General features: G+C 38.4%; 25 protein-coding genes and 1 other RNA gene. 16 read left to right on the forward strand and 10 right to left on the reverse strand.

Annotation, left to right across the window (positions count from 1 at the left end; genetic code table 11):
• Nucleotides 1-41: 41 nt before the first annotated feature.
• Entirely contained in the window at nt 42-1,061 is a 1,020-nt protein-coding gene (locus tag LB450_RS05620) for a threonine aldolase family protein (protein ID WP_224486880.1), read from the forward strand.
• 200 nt (nt 1,062-1,261) lie between these two features.
• Here the strand turns inward: LB450_RS05620 and fsa are convergent, their stop codons facing one another.
• From fsa to ffs, 3 genes are all read right to left on the reverse strand, one after another.
• Nucleotides 1,262-1,915, reverse strand: coding sequence for a fructose-6-phosphate aldolase (gene fsa / locus LB450_RS05625; protein WP_224486881.1), 654 nt, complete (start codon nt 1,913-1,915; stop codon nt 1,262-1,264).
• 23 nt (nt 1,916-1,938) lie between these two features.
• Nucleotides 1,939-2,742: an SDR family oxidoreductase gene (locus tag LB450_RS05630; protein ID WP_224486882.1), complete on the reverse strand. Its 804-nt coding sequence runs from the start codon at nt 2,740-2,742 to the stop codon at nt 1,939-1,941.
• Nucleotides 2,743-2,817: 75 nt separating this feature from the next.
• Nucleotides 2,818-2,916, reverse strand: an RNA gene (ffs, locus tag LB450_RS05635) — signal recognition particle sRNA small type.
• Between the two features lie 88 nt (nt 2,917-3,004).
• On the opposite strand from ffs, the gene LB450_RS05640 reads away from it, so the two are divergent.
• Together LB450_RS05640 and LB450_RS05645 are read left to right on the forward strand one after the other, a co-directional pair.
• Nucleotides 3,005-4,048: a glutaminyl-peptide cyclotransferase gene (locus LB450_RS05640; protein ID WP_224486883.1), complete on the forward strand. Its 1,044-nt coding sequence runs from the start codon at nt 3,005-3,007 to the stop codon at nt 4,046-4,048.
• 37 nt (nt 4,049-4,085) lie between these two features.
• The gene (locus tag LB450_RS05645; RefSeq protein ID WP_224486884.1) at nt 4,086-5,633 is read left to right on the forward strand and encodes a hypothetical protein; all 1,548 of its coding nucleotides are present in this window, start codon (nt 4,086-4,088) and stop codon (nt 5,631-5,633) included.
• 193 nt (nt 5,634-5,826) lie between these two features.
• Here LB450_RS05645 and LB450_RS05650 read toward each other — a convergent pair whose 3' ends face one another.
• On the reverse strand, nt 5,827-7,110 hold the full coding sequence (locus LB450_RS05650) for a serine hydroxymethyltransferase (protein ID WP_224486885.1): 1,284 nt from the start codon (nt 7,108-7,110) through the stop codon (nt 5,827-5,829).
• 118 nt (nt 7,111-7,228) lie between these two features.
• Here LB450_RS05650 and fahA point away from each other — a divergent pair, with 118 nt between their 5' ends.
• Complete coding sequence (gene fahA / locus LB450_RS05655; protein WP_224486886.1) at nt 7,229-8,509, forward strand: fumarylacetoacetase; 1,281 nt, start codon at nt 7,229-7,231, stop codon at nt 8,507-8,509.
• A 93-nt stretch (nt 8,510-8,602) separates the two neighbouring features.
• On the opposite strand, the gene LB450_RS05660 is transcribed toward fahA, so the two are convergent.
• Together LB450_RS05660 and LB450_RS05665 are read right to left on the reverse strand one after the other, a co-directional pair.
• Nucleotides 8,603-9,019: a thiol-disulfide oxidoreductase DCC family protein gene (locus LB450_RS05660; RefSeq protein ID WP_224486887.1), complete on the reverse strand. Its 417-nt coding sequence runs from the start codon at nt 9,017-9,019 to the stop codon at nt 8,603-8,605.
• Nucleotides 9,019-11,193: an endonuclease MutS2 gene (locus LB450_RS05665; RefSeq protein WP_224486888.1), complete on the reverse strand. Its 2,175-nt coding sequence runs from the start codon at nt 11,191-11,193 to the stop codon at nt 9,019-9,021. The genes LB450_RS05660 and LB450_RS05665 overlap by 1 nt, the downstream gene beginning before the upstream one ends.
• Before the next feature lie 44 nt (nt 11,194-11,237).
• Here LB450_RS05665 and LB450_RS05670 point away from each other — a divergent pair, with 44 nt between their 5' ends.
• On the forward strand, nt 11,238-11,903 hold the full coding sequence (locus LB450_RS05670; RefSeq protein ID WP_224486889.1) for a uracil-DNA glycosylase: 666 nt from the start codon (nt 11,238-11,240) through the stop codon (nt 11,901-11,903).
• A gap of 250 nt (nt 11,904-12,153) precedes the next feature.
• On the opposite strand, the gene LB450_RS05675 is transcribed toward LB450_RS05670, so the two are convergent.
• From LB450_RS05675 to LB450_RS05690, 4 genes are all read right to left on the reverse strand, one after another.
• Nucleotides 12,154-12,999, reverse strand: a complete 846-nt coding sequence (locus LB450_RS05675; RefSeq protein ID WP_224486890.1) for a substrate-binding domain-containing protein — start codon at nt 12,997-12,999, stop codon at nt 12,154-12,156.
• Nucleotides 13,000-13,015: 16 nt separating this feature from the next.
• Nucleotides 13,016-13,888 carry a nucleoside phosphorylase gene (locus LB450_RS05680; RefSeq protein ID WP_224486891.1) on the reverse strand — a complete coding sequence of 291 codons (873 nt, stop codon included), beginning with the start codon at nt 13,886-13,888 and terminating at the stop codon, nt 13,016-13,018.
• A gap of 145 nt (nt 13,889-14,033) precedes the next feature.
• Nucleotides 14,034-14,369 (reverse strand): translation initiation factor, encoded by a 336-nt coding sequence (locus LB450_RS05685; protein WP_224486892.1) that lies wholly within the window; start codon nt 14,367-14,369, stop codon nt 14,034-14,036.
• A gap of 3 nt (nt 14,370-14,372) precedes the next feature.
• A complete protein-coding gene (locus tag LB450_RS05690) occupies nt 14,373-15,323 on the reverse strand; it encodes an isopenicillin N synthase family dioxygenase (RefSeq protein ID WP_224487053.1) in 951 nt (316 codons plus the stop codon).
• Nucleotides 15,324-15,445: 122 nt separating this feature from the next.
• On the opposite strand from LB450_RS05690, the gene LB450_RS05695 reads away from it, so the two are divergent.
• From LB450_RS05695 to LB450_RS05745, 11 genes are all read left to right on the forward strand, one after another.
• Nucleotides 15,446-17,422 (forward strand): alpha-ketoacid dehydrogenase subunit alpha/beta, encoded by a 1,977-nt coding sequence (locus tag LB450_RS05695; protein WP_224486893.1) that lies wholly within the window; start codon nt 15,446-15,448, stop codon nt 17,420-17,422.
• Nucleotides 17,423-17,481: 59 nt separating this feature from the next.
• Nucleotides 17,482-17,643: a DUF1328 domain-containing protein gene (locus LB450_RS05700; protein WP_224486894.1), complete on the forward strand. Its 162-nt coding sequence runs from the start codon at nt 17,482-17,484 to the stop codon at nt 17,641-17,643.
• A 72-nt stretch (nt 17,644-17,715) separates the two neighbouring features.
• A complete protein-coding gene (locus tag LB450_RS05705; protein ID WP_224486895.1) occupies nt 17,716-18,189 on the forward strand; it encodes a lipocalin family protein in 474 nt (157 codons plus the stop codon).
• A gap of 2 nt (nt 18,190-18,191) precedes the next feature.
• Entirely contained in the window at nt 18,192-18,887 is a 696-nt protein-coding gene (locus tag LB450_RS05710; RefSeq protein WP_224486896.1) for an OmpA family protein, read from the forward strand.
• Between the two features lie 68 nt (nt 18,888-18,955).
• Nucleotides 18,956-20,071 (forward strand): NAD(P)/FAD-dependent oxidoreductase, encoded by a 1,116-nt coding sequence (locus LB450_RS05715; RefSeq protein ID WP_224486897.1) that lies wholly within the window; start codon nt 18,956-18,958, stop codon nt 20,069-20,071.
• The gene (locus LB450_RS05720) at nt 20,068-20,778 is read left to right on the forward strand and encodes a methyltransferase domain-containing protein (protein ID WP_224486898.1); all 711 of its coding nucleotides are present in this window, start codon (nt 20,068-20,070) and stop codon (nt 20,776-20,778) included. Before LB450_RS05715 ends, LB450_RS05720 begins: the two co-directional genes overlap by 4 nt.
• Nucleotides 20,775-21,827 carry a type III polyketide synthase gene (locus tag LB450_RS05725; RefSeq protein WP_224486899.1) on the forward strand — a complete coding sequence of 351 codons (1,053 nt, stop codon included), beginning with the start codon at nt 20,775-20,777 and terminating at the stop codon, nt 21,825-21,827. Before LB450_RS05720 ends, LB450_RS05725 begins: the two co-directional genes overlap by 4 nt.
• Before the next feature lie 79 nt (nt 21,828-21,906).
• Nucleotides 21,907-22,689: an SDR family oxidoreductase gene (locus LB450_RS05730; RefSeq protein ID WP_224486900.1), complete on the forward strand. Its 783-nt coding sequence runs from the start codon at nt 21,907-21,909 to the stop codon at nt 22,687-22,689.
• 12 nt (nt 22,690-22,701) lie between these two features.
• The gene (locus LB450_RS05735; RefSeq protein WP_224486901.1) at nt 22,702-23,142 is read left to right on the forward strand and encodes a 3-hydroxyacyl-ACP dehydratase FabZ family protein; all 441 of its coding nucleotides are present in this window, start codon (nt 22,702-22,704) and stop codon (nt 23,140-23,142) included.
• 2 nt (nt 23,143-23,144) lie between these two features.
• Nucleotides 23,145-24,419, forward strand: a complete 1,275-nt coding sequence (locus LB450_RS05740) for a beta-ketoacyl-[acyl-carrier-protein] synthase family protein (RefSeq protein ID WP_224486902.1) — start codon at nt 23,145-23,147, stop codon at nt 24,417-24,419.
• The gene (locus tag LB450_RS05745; protein ID WP_224486903.1) at nt 24,412-24,657 is read left to right on the forward strand and encodes a hypothetical protein; all 246 of its coding nucleotides are present in this window, start codon (nt 24,412-24,414) and stop codon (nt 24,655-24,657) included. Before LB450_RS05740 ends, LB450_RS05745 begins: the two co-directional genes overlap by 8 nt.
• Nucleotides 24,658-24,810 lie beyond the last annotated feature (153 nt).

The raw sequence follows: 24,810 nt of genomic DNA on the forward strand, positions 1-24,810 counted from the left end.
TCAGGCGGGTGTGACCATTAAAAAACAATAAAAATAAACACATGAAAATTGACTTAAGAAGTGATACCGTCACAAAGCCAACAAAAGAGATGTTGGAATACATGATGTCTGCTGATGTTGGCGACGATGTCTATAAAGAAGATCCGTCTGTAAATCAGCTGGAAACGTATTTGGCAGACTTATTTGGGATGGACTCAGCATTATATTTTCCGACAGGTTCCATGTCCAACCAGGCGGCCATCAAACTCCATACTCAACCAGGAGAACAACTCATCTGTGATAAATGGGCTCACGTTTACAATTACGAAGGAGGTGGAGCTTCGTTCAATAGTGGAGTCTCTTGTAAGTTGGTAGATGGAGATAAAGGTAAAATCACTGCCGATCTAGTGGAAGCAGCTATCAATCCACCAGATTTCTACCACAGTCCATTAACGTCTTTGGTATGTTTGGAAAACACGACCAACAAAGGTGGAGGCGCCTGTTATGATATGGAGACTATTCAGTCAATTAGAACTGTTTGCGATAAACATGGATTGGGTCTGCACCTCGATGGAGCCAGACTTTATAATGCTATTGTTGCTAATAATCATGATCCAAAAGACTTTGGAAAAGAATTTGATACGATTTCTCTCTGTTTATCCAAAGGCCTTGGCGCTCCAATGGGAACAGTTTTGATGGGGAATGATGACCTTATGAAACAGGCCATGCGAGTTCGTAAAGTGCTTGGGGGTGGTATGCGACAGGTGGGCTATATGGCTGCAGCAGCATATTACGCGTTGCACAATCACGTGGATAGATTGAAAGTGGATCATGAAAGAGCCAGGGATATCGAACAGGCATTAACCGATCATCCCCTAATTAAAGCGGTGGATCACGTCGAGACAAATATTGTTATTTTTTACCTTCAGCCTCACCTCGATGAAATCAAATTCATGCGGGACCTGGAAGAAAAAGGGATTAGAATCAGTAATATGGGAAATGGCAAAATGCGTTTAGTGACGCATTTGGATTATACAGAAGATCAGCATGAGTACTTCCTTAAAACTTTAAAGTCTCTTTAGAATTATAGTTTGGGGCTTACCCCTCCCCAAAGCTTTGGGGAGGGGTCGGGCTTTTCGTTGCAATGCTTCAGCCCAAAAGCATAAAACTAAAAAGTTCGGCCAGCTTCTTTGGGCGCTAGCCGGACTTAAGTTTTATAAGCTTTTAGTCTTGCAGGATTTTCACTTCAATCCCTAAGCCAAGACTAATGGTGTTGAGAATTTTAGTTATTCTTGTTATAATCTGCAAGGAATTTTTCTAATCCGCTATCGGTCAATGGGTGTTTCAAAAGTCCTTCAATAGAAGATAATGGTCCAGTCATCACATCCGCTCCTAGTTTTGCACAGTCAATGATATGCATGGTATGTCTTACAGATGCAGCCAGAATTTGGGTTTCAAACATATAGTTGTCATAGACTAACCTAATTTCTTCAATTAAATTTAAACCATCTGTTGAAATATCATCCAAACGTCCAATAAAAGGAGAGACATAAGTAGCACCGGCTTTGGCAGCTAAAAGTGCCTGCCCTACAGAAAATACCAACGTGCAATTGGTTCTGATTCCTTTTTCTGAAAAGTATTTGATAGCTTTAACCCCTTCTTTAATCATCGGAACTTTTACAACGATTTGATCATGAAGTTTAGCTAAAGCTTCCCCTTCTTTGACCATACCGTCAAAATCTGTAGAAATAACTTCGGCACTCACATCGCCATCTACAATTTCACAGATTTTGATGTAATGATTTCTGATATTTTCTTCTCCAGTGATGCCTTCTTTTGCCATCAAAGAGGGATTGGTAGTCACACCATCCAGGATTCCAAGATCCTGAGCTTCTTTGATCTGGTCAATATTTGCTGTGTCAATAAAAAATTTCATAAGTATATGTTTTAATTACAAATTTACAGTTTATAGTGTTTAAGCAGCAGTTTTTCAAAAACTTTATCTGGTAGAATGTGTTTGAGGAAAACCGATATTTTTTGTGTAAAATCACCAACTTTATAATGAATTTTTGGATTTGACTTTTGCATGATCGCATATACGCTTTTGGCCATCAGATTCGGGTCTTTACCATGATCAACATGTTCATCCATCAGTTTCAGGCTTTTTTCGTAAACGGTTTTGTAGGGAGAACTGTCTTTAATCGGTGCGTGAAATCTTCCGGCAGCAATATTAGTAGCAAAATCTCCAGGTGCCACGTTGGTCATTTTAATGCCAAAAGCTTTCAATTCCATCCGATAAGATTCTGTTGTCAATTCTAAAGCTCCTTTGGTTGCTGAATAAAATCCACGAAAGGGTAAACCCATATGCCCAGCAATAGAAGTAATATTGATAATAAAACCAGATTGTCTGGACCTCATGTGTGGTAAAACCGTGTTAATCACTTTAAGTGGTCCAAAGTAATTAGTTTCGAAAATTTTCCTTTGTTCTACGTCAGGTATTTCTTCGAGAGGACCTGTAATGCCAACGCCTGCGTTATTAATTAGAAAATCAATCTGACCCTCTTTAGAAATCAGTGTCTCAATCGCTGTTTCTATACTTTCCTGCTGAGTCACATCAAGTTGAATAAAATGAATTCCATTGAGTTCTTTGTGCTGAGGTTTTCTGCTTGTACCGTAAACTTTATAATTGAAATTGGCAAGATACTCACCTATAGATTTTCCAATTCCAGAGGAAGCTCCAGTAATCAAAACGACGTTTTGCATTGCTAGTTGAATTTCGGCAAATATCCAACTTATAGGCTTAAGAAAAAAATGAGGGAAAGGGATTGGAAATAAAAAAAAGGGCAAGCGACCTACATCACACCGCTACGACCATCTACCCTTGCTGCGTTCCCGCCCTGGGGGATTCGACAGGAGCTGGTTGTGTAGAACTTGCCCGACTGCAAATATACAATCTTATTTAAAGTCAACAAGTTGTTTTCTAGTCAAATTCCCTATTTTTACTCCGTATTTCAAATTTAGAATTATGCGAATTATTAAATCCTTGGCAGTCATATTTTTAACGCTTAATTTCTTCTCCTGTGATGAAGATTTATCTAAAGATTTTAAAGTTTTAGTAGAGGGCAAGTCTAAAACTTTTACTAATTCGGAAGTGCTTAAAGCATCTATCAAAGCATTAAAGGATCACGAGGTAAATTCAGTAGATATAAAATTTCAAGGCGAACTACTTAAAGTTCAATTGTCAGAATCCTTTTCAATAGATTTATCTCAGCTGAAATTAGGAGATCACAAGCTTGACGTTATTATAGATATAAATGGGGAAGAGGTAAAACTGTCAGAAACGATTAAAATTTTGAATGATGATAGTCCTAAATTATACACCTACGAGATTGTAAATACTTATCCTCACGATATTTCAGCTTATACGCAAGGTTTGGAGTTTCATGCCGACACCTTGTACGAAAGTACAGGTCAGCGTGGCGAGTCTTCTTTGAGAAAAGTAAATTATAAAACGGGGGAGGTACTGAAACATGTAGAATTAGATCAATTTTATTTTGGCGAAGGCTTAACGATTTTAAATGATAAAATCTATCAGTTGACTTGGCAATCCCAAGAAGGTTTGGTTTATGATCTGGAAACTATGGACCTGCTTAGTAAATTTGCTTATTCTGAAAGCAAAGAAGGTTGGGGGCTGTGCAATGATGGAGAACAATTGTACAAAAGCGATGGCACAAATAAAATTTGGATATTGGATCCAGAGAGTCTTGAAGAAGAATCTTACATTCAGCCGACTACTCATAAAGCAGTTTTGAATCAGATGAACGAACTGGAATGGGTGGAAGGTAAGATATATGCGAATACGTATCAAAAAGACGGTGTAGTCATTATCGATCCTAAAAATGGAGCAGTGGAAGGTGTGGTCGATTTTAGAGGGCTTCGGGAAAAAGTGAAACAACATTCTAATCTTGATGTCTTAAATGGAATTGCATACCATAAATCTACTCAGCGTCTTTTCGTAACTGGTAAAAACTGGAATAAGCTTTTTGAAGTAAAGCTTATCGAAAAATAAAATCGACCAAAAAGCGTTTGATCTTTTACATCATTTTATGAAACAACTTTTGTTTATCCTTTTGTTTATTGGTTTGATTTCATTTACATCTTGCAGGGATGATTTTGAGTTGGAGCCGAGTTTTGGAGCTCTGGAATTTTCTAAGGATACCGTTTACCTGGATACTGTATTTACGAATATTGGTTCAAGCACTTATAGTTTTAAAGTTTACAACAGAAGAGATCAGGATATTTCAATTCCAAGCATTCAGTTGAATCATGGAGAAAGTTCGAACTTCAGACTGAATGTTGATGGAGTTGCTGGAAAAACAATCAATGATATTAATATACTGGCTAACGACAGCATTTTTGTGTTTGTGGAAGTCACAGCAGACATTCAGGAGCTGAGTCAGGATCAACTTTCATTTTTATACACAGATCAAATCAATTTTGATACCGGAGCCAACAGGCAACAGGTAGAACTTGTGAGCTTAGTTCAGGATGCTCATTTTTTGTTTCCAGAACGATTTGAAGATGGTTCCACCGAGACTTTAAGTCTTGGTTTGGATGAGGAAGGACAGGAAATACAGATTGATGGATTTATTTTGGATGATGAGCATTTGACGTTTACCAGTGGAAAGCCTTATGTCATCTATGGATTTGCGGGAGTTCCATCTGGTGAGACTTTATCTATAGAAGCAGGAGCCAGAGTCCACTTTCACGAAAATAGTGGAATCATTGTATCCAGAGATGCGTCTATGCGTGCCTTGGGGGAGGTAAGTGCGGATCCTGAACTGATGGAAAACGAAATCATTTTTGAAGGCGATCGACTTGAGCCAGAATTTTCTGAAGTTCCTGGTCAATGGGCAGCTATTTGGTTAACGCAAGGGAGCACAAATCACAGGTTTGACCATGTAACCATAAAGAATTCCACTGTAGGCATTTTGATGGATTCCAACGATGGAACAGATCAGCCTACCTTGACTTTAAAAAACACTCAGATTTATAATTCTGCAAATGTAGGACTACTTGCCAGAACTGCATTCATTGATGCTGAAAATGTAGTCATCAACAACAGCGGTCAGGTATCGTTGAATCTTTCGCTTGGTGGTCGGTACAATTTCAGACATTGCACTTTTGCCAATTACTGGAGAAATGGCTTTAGGCAGTTTCCTGCGGTATTGATTGAAAATAATCTGGAAGCAGGAGAAGCTTTATTTGTAGCAGATCTGGTTGAAGCCAATTTCAGTAATTGTATCATTTATGGAAATGAATCTATTGAGTTGATATTCAATAAAGTGGATGAGGCTGCTTTCAATTATAAGTTTGAAAATTGTTTGCTGAGGTTTAACGATACCAGTAATCGATTTGTTGATAACGATTTATATGACTTTGAGAATACTGATTTATTTGAGAATATCATCCTTAATGACGAGCCTTTATTCTTGGATGCAGAAGTCAATCAAATGATAATTAGTAATGAATCTCCTGCTGACGCTGCAGGAAATGCAACTACAGCCAATCGAGTTCCTTTCGATATTTTGGGAAAGGACAGAACTCAGAGTCCGGATTTGGGAGCTTACCAAAGTATTCTCTTTGAGGAATGAAAAAGGACTGTGGCAAAAAATATTTTAAATACAAGTCAGTAGGGGAATTTTCCGGCAATTACTTTTATTTTTTGACCCACGACCTGCCTTTGCCAGGGAAACGCAGGCAGGCTCACGATAAGCAAATAAAAAAAATCACCCTTAAGGTTTAGGTTAAGAGTGATTTGAATTTATTCTGTAAATTGATTTTTATCTAACTTTTCACCGTTTCAGCAAACAAAGGCTTCTGACTCATCATCTCGTGTACTTGTTTTTTGATAGACTCTAGATGAGAAGTATTTTCAAAATTAGTGATGACCTCATCGATCAAGTCAACGATTTTTTCCATTTCACTTTCTTGTAAACCTCTGGTTGTGATGGCGGGGGTGCCAATTCTAATTCCCGAAGTCACAAACGGTGATTTATCATCAAAGGGCACCATGTTTTTATTCACAGTAATGCCGGCAACACCTAGTGCTTCTTCAGCTTGTTTACCTGAAATGTTTTTATTTCTAAGGTCGATAAGCATCATGTGATTATCGGTACCTCCAGATATAATTTTGTAATCCTTATCCATAAATGCTTTAGCCATTGCTGAAGCATTTTTGATCACCTGTTTTTGATACTCTACAAATTCGTCTGTAAGGGCTTCGCCGAAAGCAACAGCTTTAGCGGCGATAATATGTTCTAATGGACCTCCTTGATTTCCAGGAAATACTGAACTATCCAGCATACTCGACATTTTTTTCAAGTTTCCATTTTTTAATTTTTCACCAAATGGATTTTCAAAGTCTTTACCCATCATAATGATTCCACCACGCGGTCCGCGAATGGTTTTATGTGTTGTTGAGGTCACAATATGACAATGCTCTAGCGGGCTTTGTAGCAATCCGGCAGCAATAAGACCAGCGGGATGAGCCATATCGGCCAGTAGAATGGCTCCCACTTCATCTGCAATTTCTCTAAAGGTTTTATAATCGATTTCTCTGGAGTAGGCAGAGGCACCAGCAATAATCATTTTTGGTTTCTCTTTGTGAGCAACTTCCCTCACCATATCATAATCGATAAGACCTGTTTCTTTATCCACGCCATAAAAAACGGGATCATAAAGTTTTCCTGAAAAGTTGACTGGAGAACCATGAGTTAGATGACCTCCATGAGAAAGGTCAAAGCCTAAAATTTTATCACCGGGCTTCAAACAGATTGAAAACACAGCAGTATTGGCTTGCGAACCAGAATGTGGTTGAACGTTAGCGTATGCTGCGCCGAATAATTTTTTCAACCGTTCTCTGGCCAGATCTTCCACTTTATCTACAACTTCGCAGCCTCCATAATAACGTTTGCCAGGATAACCCTCAGCATACTTATTGGTAAGCACAGAGCCTGCAGCGTCCAAAACATCTTGACTTGTAAAGTTCTCACTGGCAATCAATTCTAAACCGTTTGTTTGTCTTTCTTTTTCTTCAAGTATTAATTCTGAAATGACTTTATCTTTCATCGAAATAGGTTAAAGTTAAATGTGATTCAAATTTAACTATTTTGAATGGTTAATACGGTTAAAATAATATATTTGAGGTAAGTTTTAAGATTAGTTTTAAATCCAAAACCCTTAACCTATGTCGCTAAAAGCTAATGATCCATCAAGAAAAACATGGTTGGATCTTCCAGAAAATACAGATTTTCCAATCCAAAATATTCCTTTCGGAGTTTTTCTAACTCGTGATGACATCATTACTATAGGAACTCGCATTGGCGATTACGCAATAGATTTAGGTGCACTTCATCAGCTTGGGTACTTCAAGGACATACCACTTACCGAGGATATTTTTCTGCAAGACAGTCTCAACGATTTTATTGCAGACGGTCGTAAAACCTGGAGAGCGGTAAGAAATAGAGTTGCAGAATTATTTGATGCAACCAATAATGAATTGAAATCAAACGAAAAGGATAAAGAAACCATCTTGTTCACTCTGGATGAAATTGAAATGCAAATGCCTGTGCAGGTAGGAGATTATACTGATTTTTACTCGAGCAAAGAACATGCAACCAATGTAGGCAAGATGTTTAGAGATCCTGAAAATGCGCTGCTGCCTAACTGGCTTCATGCGCCTATTGGTTATCACGGACGTAGTTCTTCTATAGTCCCAAGTGGGATACCACTTCACAGACCTCAAGGTCAAAAATTACCTAAAGGAGCCAGTGAACCCATTTTTGGTCCAACAAGGCATCTCGATTTTGAACTAGAAATGGCTTTTGTTACCACAGCCAGTAATCATCTTGGAGAACCGATACCTTCTGAAGATGCTGAAAATTATATTTTTGGGATGGTTCTTTTTAACGATTGGAGTGCAAGAGATTTGCAAAAGTGGGAATATCAGCCTTTAGGACCATTTTTGGGCAAAAACTTTGGTTCAGCCTTATCTCCCTGGATAGTTACTTTAGATGCTTTGGAACCTTTCCGAGTGGAAGGACCAAAACCTGTCAAGAAACTTTTACCGTATTTAGAAACCAAAGGTAAAAAGAGTTTTGACATCAGTTTGTCGGTTGCCATAACTCCTGATAGAGGAGAAGAAACAATTATTACGAAATCTAATTTCAAATATATGTACTGGAATATGAGTCAACAATTGGCTCACCATACAGTAAATGGCTGTCCGGTAAACAGCGGGGATCTGATGGCGAGTGGAACCATTTCCGGTCCTACGCCAGAGTCTTATGGATCTATGCTGGAGTTGTCTTGGAATGGTTCAAAACCTGTTAAGTTAAACGATGGACAAGAGCGACGTTTTATAGAAGACAAGGATACGGTGACTTTACGCGGGTATTGTCAAAATCACGAAGTGAGAATAGGATTTGGTGAAGTGTCAACTAGAATTCTTCCGGTTTTTAAATCTTAAGCAGTCCTGATTTTATTATCAGTTTTAGGAGAGCAAACTACAAGAAGTTTAAATAAAATTACCCCGCGGGCTTTGCTTCGGGGTAATTTCATTTTAGGTGTCTAGAAATTTTGATTGTTCCTTTTCAGAGGGCATAGGGCAGGTCTCTGATTTTCCAAACCATTGGTAGCGATGTCTAGCCACAAAATCGTAAATGAAATTTCTTAAGCCTTCAGGTAGGAACAAAAACAGACTTAAAACTGGATAAAGCCCGTTTAAATCTTTACAGATTTCTAGAGCCGCTGTTGATTTAATGTAATAGGCATTTCCTGGATCGATCAGAATAATAGAATCAACTTTCGATGTGTCGATATTGCGTTCCTTGGCTAACTTCTGCCCAAGATCGCTTTGTAAAGACGCAAATCTAAAACTATCCTTTTTATCTCTTTTGATAATGAATCTTACGGAAGCATTGCAAAAATTACAAACCCCATCAAATAAAACGATTTTTTTATTTTCAGTTAAGTCCATTATTTGGCGCGTTTTACAAGTTCAAGTTGATCATCCGAAACACTGGTGGTAAACATTCCGTAATTAACAACTGCTTTCCCTTTTTCGAATTTATCTATAGTTCCAACTGCCCTGCCGTTCTGCATTCGCACAGAATCCCCTTCTTTTAATTTCGGTTTGTCAGGAGTTTTTGAAGCTTTTTCTTCTTCCTTAATCTTTTCTTTTTTCTTTTTAGATCTTATTTTTTCAACTTTCTCCTGAGCTTCTTCTTTAACCTCTTTTTCTTTTGCTCTCTGAATTTTTTCTTCTTTTCGCGTTTGTTTGATGCGTTTTGAATTCTCACGTTCAACGATTTTCAAAATGTTGGAGTAGAGTTGTTTTTTATTTTTATTGTTGAAATACTGTAATCCTATTTTATCGACTTTCTCACCTATACCAATCATGCGTTGGTTACTATCGTATAGCTCTTGAAAACTTTCTAGTTTTTGCTGAATCTTAGAATTGATCTCGTCCAATTTTTCCTGCTCTTTGCGGGTTTCATCCGTCTTTGTTCTTAATTCTGAATTTGTCTTGGCCAGTTTAGAACGTTCCATCTGTAATTTAGCAATACTTTTATCAAACCTGATTTTGCCACGTTCTACTTTTTTCTTTGCTCTGTTGATCAAGCTGAAAGGAATCCCGTTTTTCTGAGCCACTTCGAATGTAAACGAGCTTCCGGCTTCTCCGAGCTTGAGTTCAAATAAGGGTTCCATGGTATAGCTGTCAAAAGCCATATTGGCATTGACGATCTCAGGATTTTCATTGGCCATCATTTTTAAGTTGGCATAATGCGTGGTGATAATGCCATAGGCTTTTTTCTCATGAAAAACTTCAAGAAAAGTTTCAGCCAAAGCACCACCAAGTTCGGGATCTGAGCCCGTACCAAATTCGTCGATCAAGAATAATGTTTTTTCATCGCAAGTCTTTAAAAACTTACGCATGTTCTTTAAGCGGTAGCTATAGGTACTTAGATGGTTCTCAATGCTTTGGTTGTCACCAATATCTGTAAGAATTTTATCAAAAAAACAAATCCTGGAATATTCGTGAACAGGAACCAGCATTCCTGCTTGTAGCATAATTTGCACCAGCCCGATGGTCTTGAGAGTTATACTTTTACCTCCGGCATTAGGACCAGAAATCACTATGATTTGTTGTGAACCATTTAATGTAATGTCCTGAGGGTATGTTTTTTGTCCAATTTTGTTGTGATTAATCAGCAAAAGAGGATGGTAAGCATCCTTTAGGTATATCTCTTTATCGGTTGATATTTTTGGAAGTAAACCGTTGTAAAGTTCAGCATATTTCACTTTTGCAGAAATCAAGTCAATTTCACTTAAGTAATTTTGATACTCTTTCAAAAGCTCTATATAAGGCCTCAGGAAATTAGTCAAAGCCTTCAGAATTCTAGTGACTTCTTCTTTTTCTTCATATTCAGCTTCATCCAATTCCCGTTCAGATTGCTGAGTTTCTTCAGGTTGGATATACACAATATTTCCAGATTTGGAACTTCCCAGCATACTGCCTTTTACCTTTTTCTTGTGCATGGCAGTCACCGCCAAAACGCGCACGCTATCGACGACAGATTCTCTTATTTCGTCAAGATAACCATAGCTGCTATATTTTGATAAAGCTTTAGAAAAACTTGAATTGATTTTGCCTTTAGCAACATTTATGGTTTTGCGTATCCTAAACAACTCTGGAGTTGCATCATTTCTTATATCCCCAAATTTATCGATGTTTCGTCGTATCTCATCTACAATAGCTGTTGTGTATTCTATAGGTTGCGTAGATCTGTATAAATTGGGGTATAACTCTTTGTATTTCTGAAAATAGTTGATGTGTATATTGACAGTCTCAGATAGATTTAGAATTTTTCTAAACCCATTCAATTCCAGAACTGATCCTTCAATGTTTAAAATCTTAACTGCTTCATCAATACTTTCGAAACCGTGATTTGGTATAGGTTTTTCCTGCAAGGCAGAAGATTTGTATTCTTCGGTTTGATGAAGGTGAAAATAAATGGATTTGTAGGTAGAATAGGGGGTGAGCTTTAAGGCTTTTTCCTGTCCTTTGTCTGTTATGCAGTAATGACCCAACTGTGAACAAACTGCCGGAAATTCTAAATCTATTAATGCTTTTTCGCTAATGTTTATCATACTAAAATTCTACATTCGTAGTCTCACAAAAATACGCATAATAAATGGAGGTTCAGATTGAAGCAAATTGGAAAAATATCTTAAAAGATGAGTTTAAAAAACCTTATTTTAAATCCCTTATTGATTTTGTAAAGTCAGAATACAAGAATTACACTTGTTATCCTAAAGGTGCCGACATATTTAATGCTTTTGAATTTTGCCCATTTGATAAAACAAAAGTCGTCATCTTGGGTCAGGACCCCTATCACGGACCTAAACAAGCACATGGACTTTCGTTTTCGGTACCAAAGGGAGTTCCTATGCCTCCATCACTCGTCAATATTTATAAAGAATTAAAGGACGACCTAAATATTGGTCTTCCCCTTACTGGAAATCTGGAAGCCTGGGCTCATCAAGGGGTTTTGTTATTGAATGCAACCCTTTCGGTTAGGGCTAATGAGGCTGGAAGTCATCAAAATAAAGGATGGGAAATCTTTACAGACGAAGTGATTAGAAAGCTATCCAGCGAAAAAAAAGGGATTGTATTTTTGCTTTGGGGTGGGTATGCTAAAAAGAAAGCTAAACTTATCAATGCTTCAGAGCACTATATTTTAACTTCTGGTCATCCGTCACCTTTAAGCGCTAACCGAGGCTATTGGTTTGGAAACCGACATTTTAGTAAAACGAATCAGCTTTTACAGGAACAAAATAAAACACCAATTGAATGGTGAGTTATTTATCAGCAAAAATTGGATTTGAATCCGATTTTTGCTGAGACCAAATTTCGGGTGTGTTTATTTTTAATTTCTTTTTTGAAACTTTAGGTTGTGAATTTACACAGTCACAACTAAATCTGAGTAACAGAAAGTTGATGAGGATAAGACATGCAATGATTATTAAAAAAATCATAGAACATTGACTTTAAGATAAAATTGATATCTATTACTAAGATGCAAAAAAGATTGGTAGGTTGCGTATGATTTAAGAAATAAATTCAGAATAAGGTTTTTCTTGCTGTATTAAATTCAAATCTTTTAGTCTTTTTTGTGTTTGCTGCACATCTTTTTCTGAGATTTGATGTTGACTCCATTCTGTTATTGAAAGCCAGTTTCTTACATCTTTTGTTCTTAAATTGTAGCGTTCAGAAATTCTTTCTTCAATATTTTGAAAAGACTTAATGGTCCTGCTTTTTTGATTAAGGGGTTCCAGCAAAGCAGAAACCAATTCATAATTAGTTTTCAAAAATGATTCTGTAGTTACGATTACAAAACAGGGCCAGGGTGTAGGTTCATCACCAAGTCTTCTGAATATACCATTATCCACAAATGGTTTGGTTGTAAAATGCTCCCATAAAAAATAATCTGAAGTTCCTTCTGTTAAAGATTCTTTTGCTCCAGTGAGATTTTGAGTGATTTCAAAATTTAAATGTTCTGTGTTCCAGCCATGATTTTGGGCATGTACATAAGTCATGAGATGAGATCCAGAACCAAACCGACTGATGGCTGCCGTTTTGTTTTTTAGGTCTTCAATTTTATGGAAATCAGAATCTGAATGCACGTGTATTCCCCACAACAACGGACTTTTCACATAAGCCTGTATGATTTTAAAAGGGCTGCCAGCACAGATTTCCTTAATACATCCTTCAGTGAGCATCACAGCTATATCCACCTCTCCATTTTTTAAAGCTTCACTCATTTCACCAGTGCCTCCATGAAAATCTGTCCAGGATACATCGATTTTATTTTTTTCAAAATCGCCATTTGTAATGCATAAATGCCAAGGTAAATTGAAGTGTTCTGGAACTCCACCAATTTTCAGTTTTGTCATAGAATTGATTTCTTTTCTAAAGCTTAATAAGCTTTTCTAGAGTAAATTGAATAAGTGAATCCACTAAAGCTTTTGGGTCTTTACTGAAATTACCTGTAGATCTATTGGCTATAATTGCATTCATGGATAAAGCTCCATGGCCCAGAAGTTTTGCCAACGAATAAATAGCACTGGTTTCCATCTCTAAGTTGGTAATTGATTTGTCTTGAAATCTAAAATCAACCAACTGATCAATAAAATCAGGATCTTGGGTTTCCAGCCTGAGCGTTCTTCCCTGAGGTCCGTAAAAACCAAGATTTGTCCCTGTAAAACCAGGAATTACCTTTTTATCGGTGCTGAAAAGAGTCATCAATTCAGGATCTGCATCTACTATATAAGCATCAGGTTTATTTGGAGATACTTTTAAATGGGTATTAAGTGCTTTTGTCGCTTCTTTATTGGTGATATCGTTTTTGTAATAATGCAGTAAGCCGTCAAAACCAACACCAGCTTCACTCATGACGAATTTATCCAGCTCAGCATGAGGTTGGATTCCGCCTGAAGTACCAATTCTTACAATGTTCAGTTTATGGTGTTTAGTTTTGATCTCTCTTGTTTCAAGATCAATATTGACAAGGGCATCCAGTTCGTTCAGGACAATGTCAATATTATCTATCCCAATTCCGGAAGAAATCACCGTCATTTTTTTTCCCTTGTAGAAACCTGTCTGTGTTTTGAATTCCCGTTTTTGAGTTTCGAAAATGATTTCGTCGAAATAAGAAGTCACTTTAGCCACTCTATCCTGATCGCCAACGGTTATAATTATATCGGCAATATTCTCAGGCTTTAAGTTGAGGTGATAAATACTGCCATCTGGATTTAAAATTAATTCTGAAGATGCTATAGGCATGCTTTATGTTTTAAACGATTGAATTTGGGTATTCAATCTCGTGTTATAGTTTATGAAAATTGCCGAGAACCTGGTTAAGATTAGCTTTTGCGATGATTGAAAAAAATGATTCATTTGCTAGACTGATTTTCTGAAATAATCAATTTTAACCCCCAACGCGTTTTACGTTAAAGCCTAGATCTTTTAATAACTCCATGATCTGGTCTCGATAGTCCCCTTGAATGATGATTTCTTCATTTTTATGACTACCGCCAACACCAATCTCTTTTTTAAGGTATTTGGTAAGGTTTTGAAAATCCTTTTTAGCTCCAGAATAGCCTTTTATCAACGTGTTCGCTTTGCCTTTGCGTTTCGAAAATTCGCAGATCAGCGGGTCGGATTGAAGCCAGATATTGAGTTCATCACTTTTTGAAGTCGTTTTTTCTTCTTCCTGGGGCTCGTGTTCGGGAAACAAATCTTTCAATTGATCTTTAAGATCCATAAGTTATTCTTTTATCAGTCCAATTTCAACCAATCGCTGATGAAGAAACTCTCCTGCAGTAATATCTTCGTATTGTTTTGGATTATTCTCATCGATACATTCTTCAAGGCAGTCTAAGCGCATATCGCTTCTGGGATGCAGGAAAAAAGGAATAGAATATCTGGGTTTGTCCCACTCCTCTTTAGGTGGATTCACAACTCTATGAATGGTGGATCTCAACTTATTATTGGTATGTCTTTCCAGCATATCCCCAACATTGATTACAAGTTCGTTTTCTTTAGGTTTAGCATCGATCCACTCTCCATCCTTACGTTTGACCTGTAAACCACCGGCTGAGGCGCCCATAAGTAAGGTGATAAGGTTGATATCTCCATGAGCACCGGCTCTCACTGCTCCCTTTGGCTCTGATTCTATAGGTGGATAGTGAATTGGTCGTAAAATAGAATTTCCATTACTTGCCCAATAATCAAAATAATATTCATTGAGTCCTATATAAAGCGCCAAAGCTCTTAAGACATAAATGCCTGTTTTCTCCAGCATTTTGTAGGCTTCCATTCCTGCTTCATTGAACTGTGGCAATTCTTCTACTTTGATGTTTTCTGGATAATCTTCTTTTAAATCAGCATCCTCGTCAGGCTCCTGACCAAAATGCCAAAACTCCTTTAGATCTCCTTCTTTCTTGCCTTTGGCATGTTCTTTACCAAAGGAAATATAACCACGTTGACCTCCTAAATCTTCTCTTTCGTACTTCTTTTTAATCTCTTCTGGAAGATCAAAAAAGGCTTTGACCTGAGTATATAATTGGTCTATCAATTTTTCGTCTAAAAAATGATGGTTTAACGCAACAAAACCTATTTCTTCGTAAGCTGAACCGATTTCGTTAACGAACTTTTGTTTTCTTTTTGGATCTTCAGATAAAAAATCTGCAAGATTCACACTTGGAATATTTGTCATTGACATGAGGCTGTGTTTTAAAAAACAAATTTAATGAATTTAATTCAACAAGAATTTTTGCTTTCCTATTAATTATAAGTTTTCATTATGATACATTTGAATAGTGAGTTAATATACAACCTATGAATTTTGAGCACCATTCTTTAACTAAAGAGCAACACATAGATCTATTCAAAAGTATTTTGAAGCCTCGGCTTATCGAAGAGAAAATGCTGGTGCTTTTACGGCAAGGAAAAATATCAAAATGGTTTTCTGGTATTGGACAGGAAGCTATAGCGGTAGGGGTAGCAAAAGCTTTAAATTCAGATGAATACATCTTGCCGATGCATAGAAACTTAGGAGTGTTTACCGAAAGAAATATTCCTTTGTATCGCTTGTTCTCCCAGTGGCAAGGCAAACTGAATGGGTTTACTAAAGGTCGGGACCGAAGCTTTCATTTTGGGACTCAGGAGTACAAAATTATCGGAATGATTTCACATTTGGGCCCACAATTGGGAGTTGCAGATGGTATTGGTTTAGCGCATAAGCTAAAAAATGAAAAAGCTGTAACTGCAGTTTTTACAGGAGAAGGAGGCACTAGTGAAGGTGATTTTCACGAAGCTTTAAATGTAGCTTCAGTATGGCAACTTCCCGTGTTGTTTTGTGTTGAAAACAACGGCTACGGACTGTCAACTCCCACCGATGAACAGTTTAATTGTGAACATATTGCAGACAAAGCCTTAGGCTACGGAATGGAATCTCACATCATTCAAGGTAATGATATCGTTGAGGTTTATACTAAAGTCAGTGAGATTGCAGAAAGTGTAAGGCAGAATCCGAGACCCATACTTCTTGAATTCAAAACCTTTAGAAGAAGAGGGCACGAAGAAGCAAGCGGTACCAAATACGTGCCGGAGGAGTTGATGAAACACTGGGAAAAATTAGACCCTGTCGATAATTATGAGTTATTTATTCTGGAATCAAAATTTTTGACCAGAAAAGAAATCTCTTCACTAAAATCAGAACTAAAATCAGAAATCGATGAACATCTCAAGTTAGCTAACGAAGAAGCAGAAGTCGAAGCTGATGAAGCTACAGAGTTACAGGATATTTATAAACGTCATGAGTTTGATAACCAAATGCCTTCTTCTCAAAAGACCGAATTGCGTTTTATCGATGCCATTTCTGATGGCTTGAAACAAAGCATGGAAAAATTTGAGGATTTGGTCATCATGGGGCAGGACGTTGCAGAATACGGAGGCGTTTTTAAAATTACTGAAGGTTTTGTAAAAAAGTTTGGAAAAGACAGAGTTAGAAATACACCTATTTGTGAGTCGGCCATCATATCTGCAGCCATGGGACTTTCCATTAAAGGAATAAAGTCGGTGGTAGAGATGCAGTTTGGAGATTTTGTGACATCTGGATTTAACCCCCTTGTAAACTATCTGGCTAAAGTACATTATAGATGGGGTCAAAATGCCGATGTGGTGATACGCATGCCTTGTGGAGCCGGCGTAGGCGCAGGGCCCTTTCATAGCCAAACTAATGAGGCCTGGTTTACCAAAACCCCGGGTCTGAAAGTGGTGTACCCTTCAAGTCCTCAGGATGCAAAAGGCTTGCTGGCAGCCTCTATAGAAGATCCTAATCCGGTTTTGTTCTTTGAGCATAAGGCTTTATACAGAAGTATCAGAGAAGAGGTTTCAGAGGACTACTTTACGCTGGAACTGGGAAAGGCTAATCTGATACAGGAGGGGAATGACATTTCGATTATTACTTATGGAGCTGCTGTTCACTGGGCCAGGGAGGTTTTAGATGAACTCCCATCAATTTCAGCTGATCTTATTGATTTACGAACTTTATCTCCTTTGGATGAAGAAGCGATTTTTAAATCTGTCAAGAAAACAGGAAAAGTGATTATCCTTCAGGAAGATTCTATATTTGGTGGAATAGCTTCAGATATTTCAGCCCTTATTTCAGAACACTGTTTTGAATATTTGGATGCTCCGATTAAACGTGTGGCAAGTTTATCGACGCCTATCCCTTTCGCTAAAAACCTGGAAAACCAATATTTGGGGAAATTAAAATTTGAAGAGGCTTTGATAACATTAAATAAATACTAAAAAAGACTTAATACCGAAGTATTGATGTAACTTAGAAATCAAACCAAAAACACATTAGTATGATACGCTGGATAATTACATTTCTTGTTATTGCCTTAATTGCAGCCGTTTTAGGCTTTGGAGGCGTTGCTGAAGGCGCCGCAGACATTGCCAAAATCATTTTTTATATTTTTGTTGTTTTATTCGTCATTTCACTTATCGGAAAATTATTCAGACGATAGACGATTATATACGTCAGTTTATTTGTAGAATAGATTTACGGATTTTTTTATTATAACCCTATTAAATTACTTATGAAATATATTTTAACGATTGTAGTAGCATTTTTAATCACTTCGTGTGGTCCTGCTTATTTAGCCAATCAAGTAGAGAAAGACTTTAAAGGTGATTGGATTTTAGAATCCATTTCCTACCCAGATGCTTCCGGCTTATTTGATGTAGAACTGTTCAACCTGGCCAGTGCTTCCTGTTTTGAGAATTCAGTCTGGGAGTTTATTCCCAATAATAGCACCGGGAATTTTGTCTTAGATGGAAATAGCTGCTCTAAAACTCAGGAACAGTTCACCTGGTTTGTAGACAAGACCACAGCCGAAAGTTTCAACCCTGAGATGCTGCTAAAGGTTACCACTGGACAAAAAGCCCGAAAAGTTGACCAGGGAACACGAGTAAAAATTAAATCTTTGTTAGCAAACCAAATGGTATGGGAACAAAACGCTATGTTTAAAGGTGAAGAAATTACAATACAAATGACATTTTCAAAATTATAATTATGAAACATTATCAAAATAAACTATTCGGAGTTTTAATAGCTATGGCTTTTTTATTTAGCTCATGCGAAGCGACGAAAAATACTAACAAAACACAGCGAGGCGGAGCAATAGGAGCTGCAAGTGGTGCAGTTATTGGCGGAGTCATCGGCAACAATACAGGCGATGGAGACAACACTGTTCTTGGTGCTATTATTGGAGGTGTCGTTGGAGGTGCTGCTGGTGCTTATATCGGTAACCGAATGGATAAGCAGGCCAAAGAAATAGAACAGGAAATTCCTGGTGCAGAGGTAACCAGAGTTGGGGAAGGCATCAATGTAACGTTTGATGAAAATTCAGGTGTGTATTTTGCAACCAACAAAGCAGATATCGGTGGAAAATCTGAAATTTCATTATTGAAATTGATTAATATTTTTCAAAAATACCCTAAAACCAATATCATCGTTGAAGGGCACACCGATTCTACAGGTAGTGAAAGTTACAATATGCAATTATCGAAAGAGCGTGCTCAAGCCGTTACTGATTATTTAACCAGTAATGGAATTGATGCTTCAAGAATTAAAACCAGTTGGTTTGGTGAGGAGCAGCCTAAGTATGACAATTCAACTGAAGTTGGACGTTCCAAAAACAGAAGAGTTGAACTCGCAATAGTTGCCAGTGAAGAACTGAAGGAAGAAGCTCGACAGAAAGCTCAATAATCCTTAAAATAATTGACAAGAAAATCCTAATGCTACATTAGGATTTTTTTTATGCCTAAATTTCAGCAATGAAAATCTATGATGTCATAATTATTGGTGGAGGCCTTGCCGGATTAACATCTGCTATAGATTTGTCTTTGTATGGTTTTGAAGTTTTGTTGATTGAGAAGGATGAATATCCCAAACATAAAGTCTGTGGGGAATACGTTTCCAATGAAGTTTTACCTTACTTAAAAAGGCTTGGTGTCGACATAAGTCAGACCAATTCAGATCAAATTACTCAATTAGTTTTAAGCAGTCGTAGCGGTAATTCAGTTAAGGTAGAACTTCCTCTTGGCGGATTTGGAATGTCCAGATATGCTTTGGATGAGCTTTTATATAAAAAAGCAAAATCCAATGGCGTTGAATTTAAATTTGAAACCGTTGTTGATGTCACGTTCGAAACTCAACAGTTTACTGTCAAAACCACTAAAAATGAATTTTACTCAGAATTAGCTATCGGCAGTTTTGGAAAGCGCTCCACTTTAGATAAGAAATTGAACAGGAATTTTATCTACAACAAAACACCCTGGATTGGGATTAAAGCGCATTATAAAAACGATGATTTTCCTGATGGAGAAGTACAGCTTCATAATTTTGAAGGCGGGTACTGCGGGCTATCCAAAACTGAAACCGGTGCGGTCAATTTTTGTTATTTAGCACATTACGATAGCTTCAAACAGGAAAGGTCTGTTGAAGATTTCAATAGAAATATCATAACTCAAAATCCTAAATTGAATTTGTTTCTTAGTCATGCTGAGTTGCTTTTTGAGAAACATTTAGCGATTTCACAGGTGTCTTTTCAGAATAAAGATGCTGTAGAAAATCACATGTTGATGGCCGGGGATTCTGCCGGGCTCATACATCCGCTGTGTGGAAACGGAATGGCCATGGCGATACATTCGGCTAAATTGCTTTCAGAAGAAATCAAAAATTACAGATATCATAAGGATCGAAGTCAATTGGAAGCAAATTATTCGAAAATCTGGAAGCAGACTTTTCGCAAAAGACTTATTTTCGGTTCTTTGTTTCAAAATATACTTTTACAACCAAAACTCACAAATATTGGCATGTTAGCGGTTTCCAAATCCCCTTATTTACTCAAAAAAATGATTCAACAAACCCACGGTAAGCCTATTTTATGAAACGTATTTCTACCAAAACCCGTAGCAAAGAGGCAGAAATCATGGATGAGTTTGACTTCAAGGGAGATGAACTTAAACATGTGCTTAAAACGATCGATAAAATCAATACCAAACTTGGCGGACACCGTGTTACCATTAAAGGTATACAGAAATTACTGGAAAATCATTCCAAAAACCACCTGGTCATCGCCGATCTGGGTTGCGGCAGTGGAGACGCCTTAAGACAGGTCTCCCGATGGGCTAAAACACAGGGTATCAACGTCCAGCTCATAGGAATAGATGCCAATCCGTACACCATTGAGATTGCAAGAGAATGGTCCATGGACTACAAGAATATCTCCTACCGGGTCATCGATGTGTTTAGCGAAGATTTTGATGATTTTGAGGCCGATATTATTACCTGCTGTCTGACGCTTCATCATTTTGACAATGATTTTATAAAAAAATTAGTACCTGTTCTTTCAGATAAAGCTGGCTTTGGTCTTGTTATCAACGATTTACAAAGAAGTAAAATAGCTTACAGATTATTCGAGTTATATTGTTCAGTCTTTGTAAATTCAGACATTGCAAGAAAAGACGGACTAACCTCCATTTTGAGAGGTTTTACATCGGATGACTTAGAAGATTTCGCAACACAATTAAATTTAAAGCACCACATCACATGGTATTGGGCATTCCGTTACCAGTGGATTATTTATAGCTCATGAGTGTAAAAATAGATACAGTAGCCACAGAAACTCCTCAGTATTACAAAGAAACCAAAGATATAATCCCTTTTGTGGAGATGTGGCTGGCCAATGAAGACGAGAGGTTCAGGAGGAAGGTGATCAAAATTTATGAAGGTGCCCAAGTCGACAAACGCTATTCGATCATGGATCCGGAGGAGGTTTTTTCGGCTACTTCCTTTGAAGATAAAAACCGAATTTACACCCGGGAGGCTAAAATCCTGGGAAAAAAGGTTTTAAAAAAGGCCTTGCATCAGGCGGGATGGGTAGGACAAAGCCTGGATTACATCATCACGGTAAGTTGTACGGGAATTATGATTCCATCTCTGGATGCGTTTCTTATCAACGATTTGGACCTGAGACAGGATATCGTCAGGCTCCCGGTGACCGAAATGGGTTGTGCGGCAGGAATATCTGGAATGATCTACGCGAAGCAGTTTCTTCAGGCCGATCCCGGTAAGCGTGCAGCAATAGTCTCTTTTGAAGCCCCCACGGCTACCTTTCAGCTCAACGATAAATCCATGGCAAACATGGTGAGTTCCGCCATTTTTGGGGATGGTGCTGCCTGTGTGCTGATGAGTTCTGAAGAAGAATGCAAAGGCCCTAAAATCTTGGGTGAATCCATGTATCATTTTTATGAAAACACCCACATGATGGGCTTCGATTTGACCAATTCCGGTCTGAAAATGGTACTCGACATCGATGTGCCTGAGAAAATAAGTGAGCATTTCCCGCAGATCATTCATCCTTTTTTGGAAAACCATCAGCTCAACATTGAAGATATAGATCATCTTATCTTTCATCCCGGAGGCAAGAAAATTATTAATACCGTGGAAGCTCTATTTGGAGCTATGGGTAAAAACATAGACGACACCAAGGAAGTGCTTCGTCTTTTTGGAAACATGAGTAGCGCAACCGTGCTGTATGTGCTCGAGCGCATGATGAATAAACCAATTGAGAAAGGAGAAAAAGGATTGATGCTGAGTTTCGGACCCGGATTTTCAGCTCAGCGTATTCTTTTAGAATGGTAAGTTGCCGGCGTGATGCAATTAGGCGGGTTTCTTCTGATTTTAATAAAAGTAAGATTTAATTGTATAAGATATTTAGCTTATGACCAACCCATCACTTAAACATTACGCCCTGGTTTTAGGAGGGAGTCAGGGTCTTGGATATGCTTCAGCTTTGAAGTTAGCTCAAAAAGGGTGGAATTTGCTCATCATCCACAGAGATAGAAGAAGCGATTTACCTGACATTGAAGCCAAATTTGAAGGGATTGAGCAATACGGAGTAAATCTCAAAACCTTTAATCTGGACGCCACAAATTCAGAAAAAAGAAAAGAATTTATAAGTCAGCTTCCAGAACTTCTTGGCGAATCCGGGAAAATTAAGCTGTTGCTTCACAGCATCGCCAAAGGAAACCTGAAAGCTATGACCGGCGATTCCCCACTGAATCAAACCGATTTACAAATTACAGCCAATGCGATGGCGTATAGTTTTTACGACTGGTCGAAGGCTATTCTGGAAGCTGATGGCTTCGCCAAAAATACCAGGCTGTTAGCGTTCACAAGTGAGGGAAATCAACGGGTCTGGAAGCATTATGCCGCTGTGTCGGTGGCCAAAACAAGTCTGGAAACTTTGATGAAATACATGGCTACAGAGTTTGCGGCGTATGATATCACGGCCAATTGTATTCAAGCCGGAATGGTGGAGACGCAGTCTTTCCATAGGATTCCCGGTCATGAACAATTGAAAGCAGCTGCTGAAAAGCGCAATCCCTTTCAGCGTCTGACGAAGCCAGAAGATATTGCCAATGTGGTTTATTTAATGAGCTTAGACGAAGCGAATTGGATCAATGGAAGCATCATCAAAGCTGACGGTGGCGAAAGTCTTTAAAATATAATGCTGATGAAATCCTCCGAAATCATTTCGAAATTACCCTATCAGGAGCCTTTTCTGTATGTGAAAACCATAGATGAGGTGTCCGATAAGTTCATAAAAGGAAGTTATACGTTTAAGGCGTCTTCCTGGTTTTACAAAGGGCATTTCAAAAATAACCCCATCACTCCAGGGGTTATTCTTACCGAATGTGCTGCTCAGATTGGCCTGGCCAGTTTTGGGCTGTATCTTTTATCTCAGCAGGAAAATATAAATTTGGAGCAGGTAAAACTGGCCATGACATCCACAACTGTTGAGTTTCTTAAACCGGTTTTGCCAGACGAAAAAGTAATTGTGGAAGCTGAAAAAATGTACTTTAGATTTAATAAATTGAAATCTTCTGTCAAAATGTTTAATATGTCGGGAGATTTGGTGCTTCGTGGTGAACTTGCAGGCGTTATTTTACCCTAATTATGGATAAAAAAAGAGTGGTTATAACAGGAATGGGCGTAGTCGCGCCAAATGCAACAGGACTTTCTCAGTTTGAGGAGGCTATCAAGTCGGGTAAAAGCGGGATTGAATTTCATAAAGAGTTAGAAGAATTAAAATTTAGCTGTCAGATTGGAGGTGTGCCAAAGGTCTCTCAGGATCTCATGGATCATTACTTTACCGCTTTGGAGCAGCGAGGCCTTTTGGCCACGGGTTTGATTTACGGCGGGATCGCCGGACAGGAAGCCTGGGAAGATGCTCAACTGGAAATCAGCGACCAACTCGATACCGATTCTGGAATTATCTTTGGAACCGGTGTTCTTGGTGTTGAAAAACTGAGAGAAGCCTTCAATAAAATAGACGCTAAGCAAGTTAGAAGACTGGGAAGCACCAGTGTTTTACAAACCATGGCCAGTGGAATTAGTGCCTTCCTGGGTGGTAAATTGGGTTGTGGAAATCAGGTCACCTCCAATTCTTCTGCCTGTTCCACAGGAACGGAGGCTTTATTGATGGGGTATGAACGCATCCACTATGGAAAAGCCAAACGTATGCTGGTGGGGAGTTGTAGTGATTCCGGACCTTATGTTTGGGGTGGTTTTGATGCCTTACGGATTTTACCACATCAGTACAATGATCGACCGGAATCAGCTTCTCAGCCTTTGTCTGCTGGTGCTGCAGGTTTTGTGCCGTCAAGTGGGGCTGGAGCTTTGGTTTTGGAAAGTCTGGAGTCTGCTTTGGTAAGGGACGCCAATATTTATGCAGAAGTTTTAGGAGGACACCTCAACTCTGGAGGTCAACGCGAACAGGGGAGCATGACGGCCCCCAACTCTACGGCGGTCATAAGCTGTATATCTGAAGCCTTAAAGCAGACTGGTGTTAATTCAGAAGAAATTGACCTTATCAACGGCCACCTCACGGCAACCGCTATGGATGCTACTGAAATCGAAAACTGGTCTAAGGCTTTGGGTTTAGAAAGAGAAGATTTCCCCTATATCAACTCGCTAAAAAGTCATGTTGGTCATGCTTTGGCAGCAGCAGGGAGTATTGAACTGGTGAGCTCTGTTTTGCAGATTTCTCGCGGATTTATTTTTCCAAACCTAAATTGTGAAACCATACATCCGGAAATTTTGAAACACGTCAGGGAAGATAAAATACCAAGAGAAGTACTCAGAACAAAATTAAACTTTCTGGCCAAGGCAAGTTTTGGATTTGGGGATGTCAACGCCTGTGTCATATTAAAATCTTATAACGATGAATAAACAACAACTTAAAAAACGCTACTGGTTTTTCGGTGGATTAGGAACTGGCCTTTTGGGATTCGGACTTTCTGCTTTGGTAGAAAGCGGATTTTTAAAACATAGCAGTGCTCCGGAATGGCAATGGATTCTGGCTGGAACTTTATCTTTAATGCTTGTTATGGCTGGGGTTAATTTCTTGTTTGAGAGCTTCAGGTGTAAGCAAAAGCTAGGTCTCGACGGAGCCTGTCCTGATGAATAGAAAGGCTCGATCTGACAAAGACTGACATGGTTTTGGAATGTCACCCTGTTCTGCCGGCAGGCAGTCGAGAGGTTAACAGGTAAGAAGCGACAATTTTAAAAACTTGATAAGTCATTTTAGGAAGCTTCTCGATTAAGAGTCTTTATATATATT

Source organism: Psychroflexus curvus, from assembly GCF_020164585.1.
Classification (GTDB): domain Bacteria; phylum Bacteroidota; class Bacteroidia; order Flavobacteriales; family Flavobacteriaceae; genus Psychroflexus; species Psychroflexus curvus.

What these genes read in the sequence shown, in the direction of transcription:
- LB450_RS05660 (WP_224486887.1), bottom strand. Translation starts at nt 9,019, where the DNA reads ATGGACTTAACTGAAAATAAAAAAATCGTTTTATTTGATGGGGTTTGT.
- LB450_RS05645 (WP_224486884.1), top strand. Translation starts at nt 4,086, where the DNA reads ATGAAACAACTTTTGTTTATCCTTTTGTTTATTGGTTTGATTTCATTT.
- LB450_RS05720 (WP_224486898.1), top strand. Translation starts at nt 20,068, where the DNA reads ATGAAACGTATTTCTACCAAAACCCGTAGCAAAGAGGCAGAAATCATG.
- LB450_RS05620 (WP_224486880.1), top strand. Translation starts at nt 42, where the DNA reads ATGAAAATTGACTTAAGAAGTGATACCGTCACAAAGCCAACAAAAGAG.
- LB450_RS05745 (WP_224486903.1), top strand. Translation starts at nt 24,412, where the DNA reads ATGAATAAACAACAACTTAAAAAACGCTACTGGTTTTTCGGTGGATTA.
- LB450_RS05730 (WP_224486900.1), top strand. Translation starts at nt 21,907, where the DNA reads ATGACCAACCCATCACTTAAACATTACGCCCTGGTTTTAGGAGGGAGT.
- LB450_RS05680 (WP_224486891.1), bottom strand. Translation starts at nt 13,888, where the DNA reads ATGCCTATAGCATCTTCAGAATTAATTTTAAATCCAGATGGCAGTATT.
- LB450_RS05700 (WP_224486894.1), top strand. Translation starts at nt 17,482, where the DNA reads ATGATACGCTGGATAATTACATTTCTTGTTATTGCCTTAATTGCAGCC.
- LB450_RS05715 (WP_224486897.1), top strand. Translation starts at nt 18,956, where the DNA reads ATGAAAATCTATGATGTCATAATTATTGGTGGAGGCCTTGCCGGATTA.
- LB450_RS05630 (WP_224486882.1), bottom strand. Translation starts at nt 2,742, where the DNA reads ATGCAAAACGTCGTTTTGATTACTGGAGCTTCCTCTGGAATTGGAAAA.
- LB450_RS05640 (WP_224486883.1), top strand. Translation starts at nt 3,005, where the DNA reads ATGCGAATTATTAAATCCTTGGCAGTCATATTTTTAACGCTTAATTTC.
- LB450_RS05735 (WP_224486901.1), top strand. Translation starts at nt 22,702, where the DNA reads ATGAAATCCTCCGAAATCATTTCGAAATTACCCTATCAGGAGCCTTTT.
- LB450_RS05670 (WP_224486889.1), top strand. Translation starts at nt 11,238, where the DNA reads ATGGAGGTTCAGATTGAAGCAAATTGGAAAAATATCTTAAAAGATGAG.
- LB450_RS05675 (WP_224486890.1), bottom strand. Translation starts at nt 12,999, where the DNA reads ATGACAAAACTGAAAATTGGTGGAGTTCCAGAACACTTCAATTTACCT.
- LB450_RS05665 (WP_224486888.1), bottom strand. Translation starts at nt 11,193, where the DNA reads ATGATAAACATTAGCGAAAAAGCATTAATAGATTTAGAATTTCCGGCA.
- fahA (WP_224486886.1), top strand. Translation starts at nt 7,229, where the DNA reads ATGTCGCTAAAAGCTAATGATCCATCAAGAAAAACATGGTTGGATCTT.
- LB450_RS05695 (WP_224486893.1), top strand. Translation starts at nt 15,446, where the DNA reads ATGAATTTTGAGCACCATTCTTTAACTAAAGAGCAACACATAGATCTA.
- LB450_RS05740 (WP_224486902.1), top strand. Translation starts at nt 23,145, where the DNA reads ATGGATAAAAAAAGAGTGGTTATAACAGGAATGGGCGTAGTCGCGCCA.
- fsa (WP_224486881.1), bottom strand. Translation starts at nt 1,915, where the DNA reads ATGAAATTTTTTATTGACACAGCAAATATTGACCAGATCAAAGAAGCT.
- LB450_RS05710 (WP_224486896.1), top strand. Translation starts at nt 18,192, where the DNA reads ATGAAACATTATCAAAATAAACTATTCGGAGTTTTAATAGCTATGGCT.
- LB450_RS05650 (WP_224486885.1), bottom strand. Translation starts at nt 7,110, where the DNA reads ATGAAAGATAAAGTCATTTCAGAATTAATACTTGAAGAAAAAGAAAGA.
- LB450_RS05690 (WP_224487053.1), bottom strand. Translation starts at nt 15,323, where the DNA reads ATGACAAATATTCCAAGTGTGAATCTTGCAGATTTTTTATCTGAAGAT.
- LB450_RS05725 (WP_224486899.1), top strand. Translation starts at nt 20,775, where the DNA reads ATGAGTGTAAAAATAGATACAGTAGCCACAGAAACTCCTCAGTATTAC.
- LB450_RS05705 (WP_224486895.1), top strand. Translation starts at nt 17,716, where the DNA reads ATGAAATATATTTTAACGATTGTAGTAGCATTTTTAATCACTTCGTGT.
- LB450_RS05685 (WP_224486892.1), bottom strand. Translation starts at nt 14,369, where the DNA reads ATGGATCTTAAAGATCAATTGAAAGATTTGTTTCCCGAACACGAGCCC.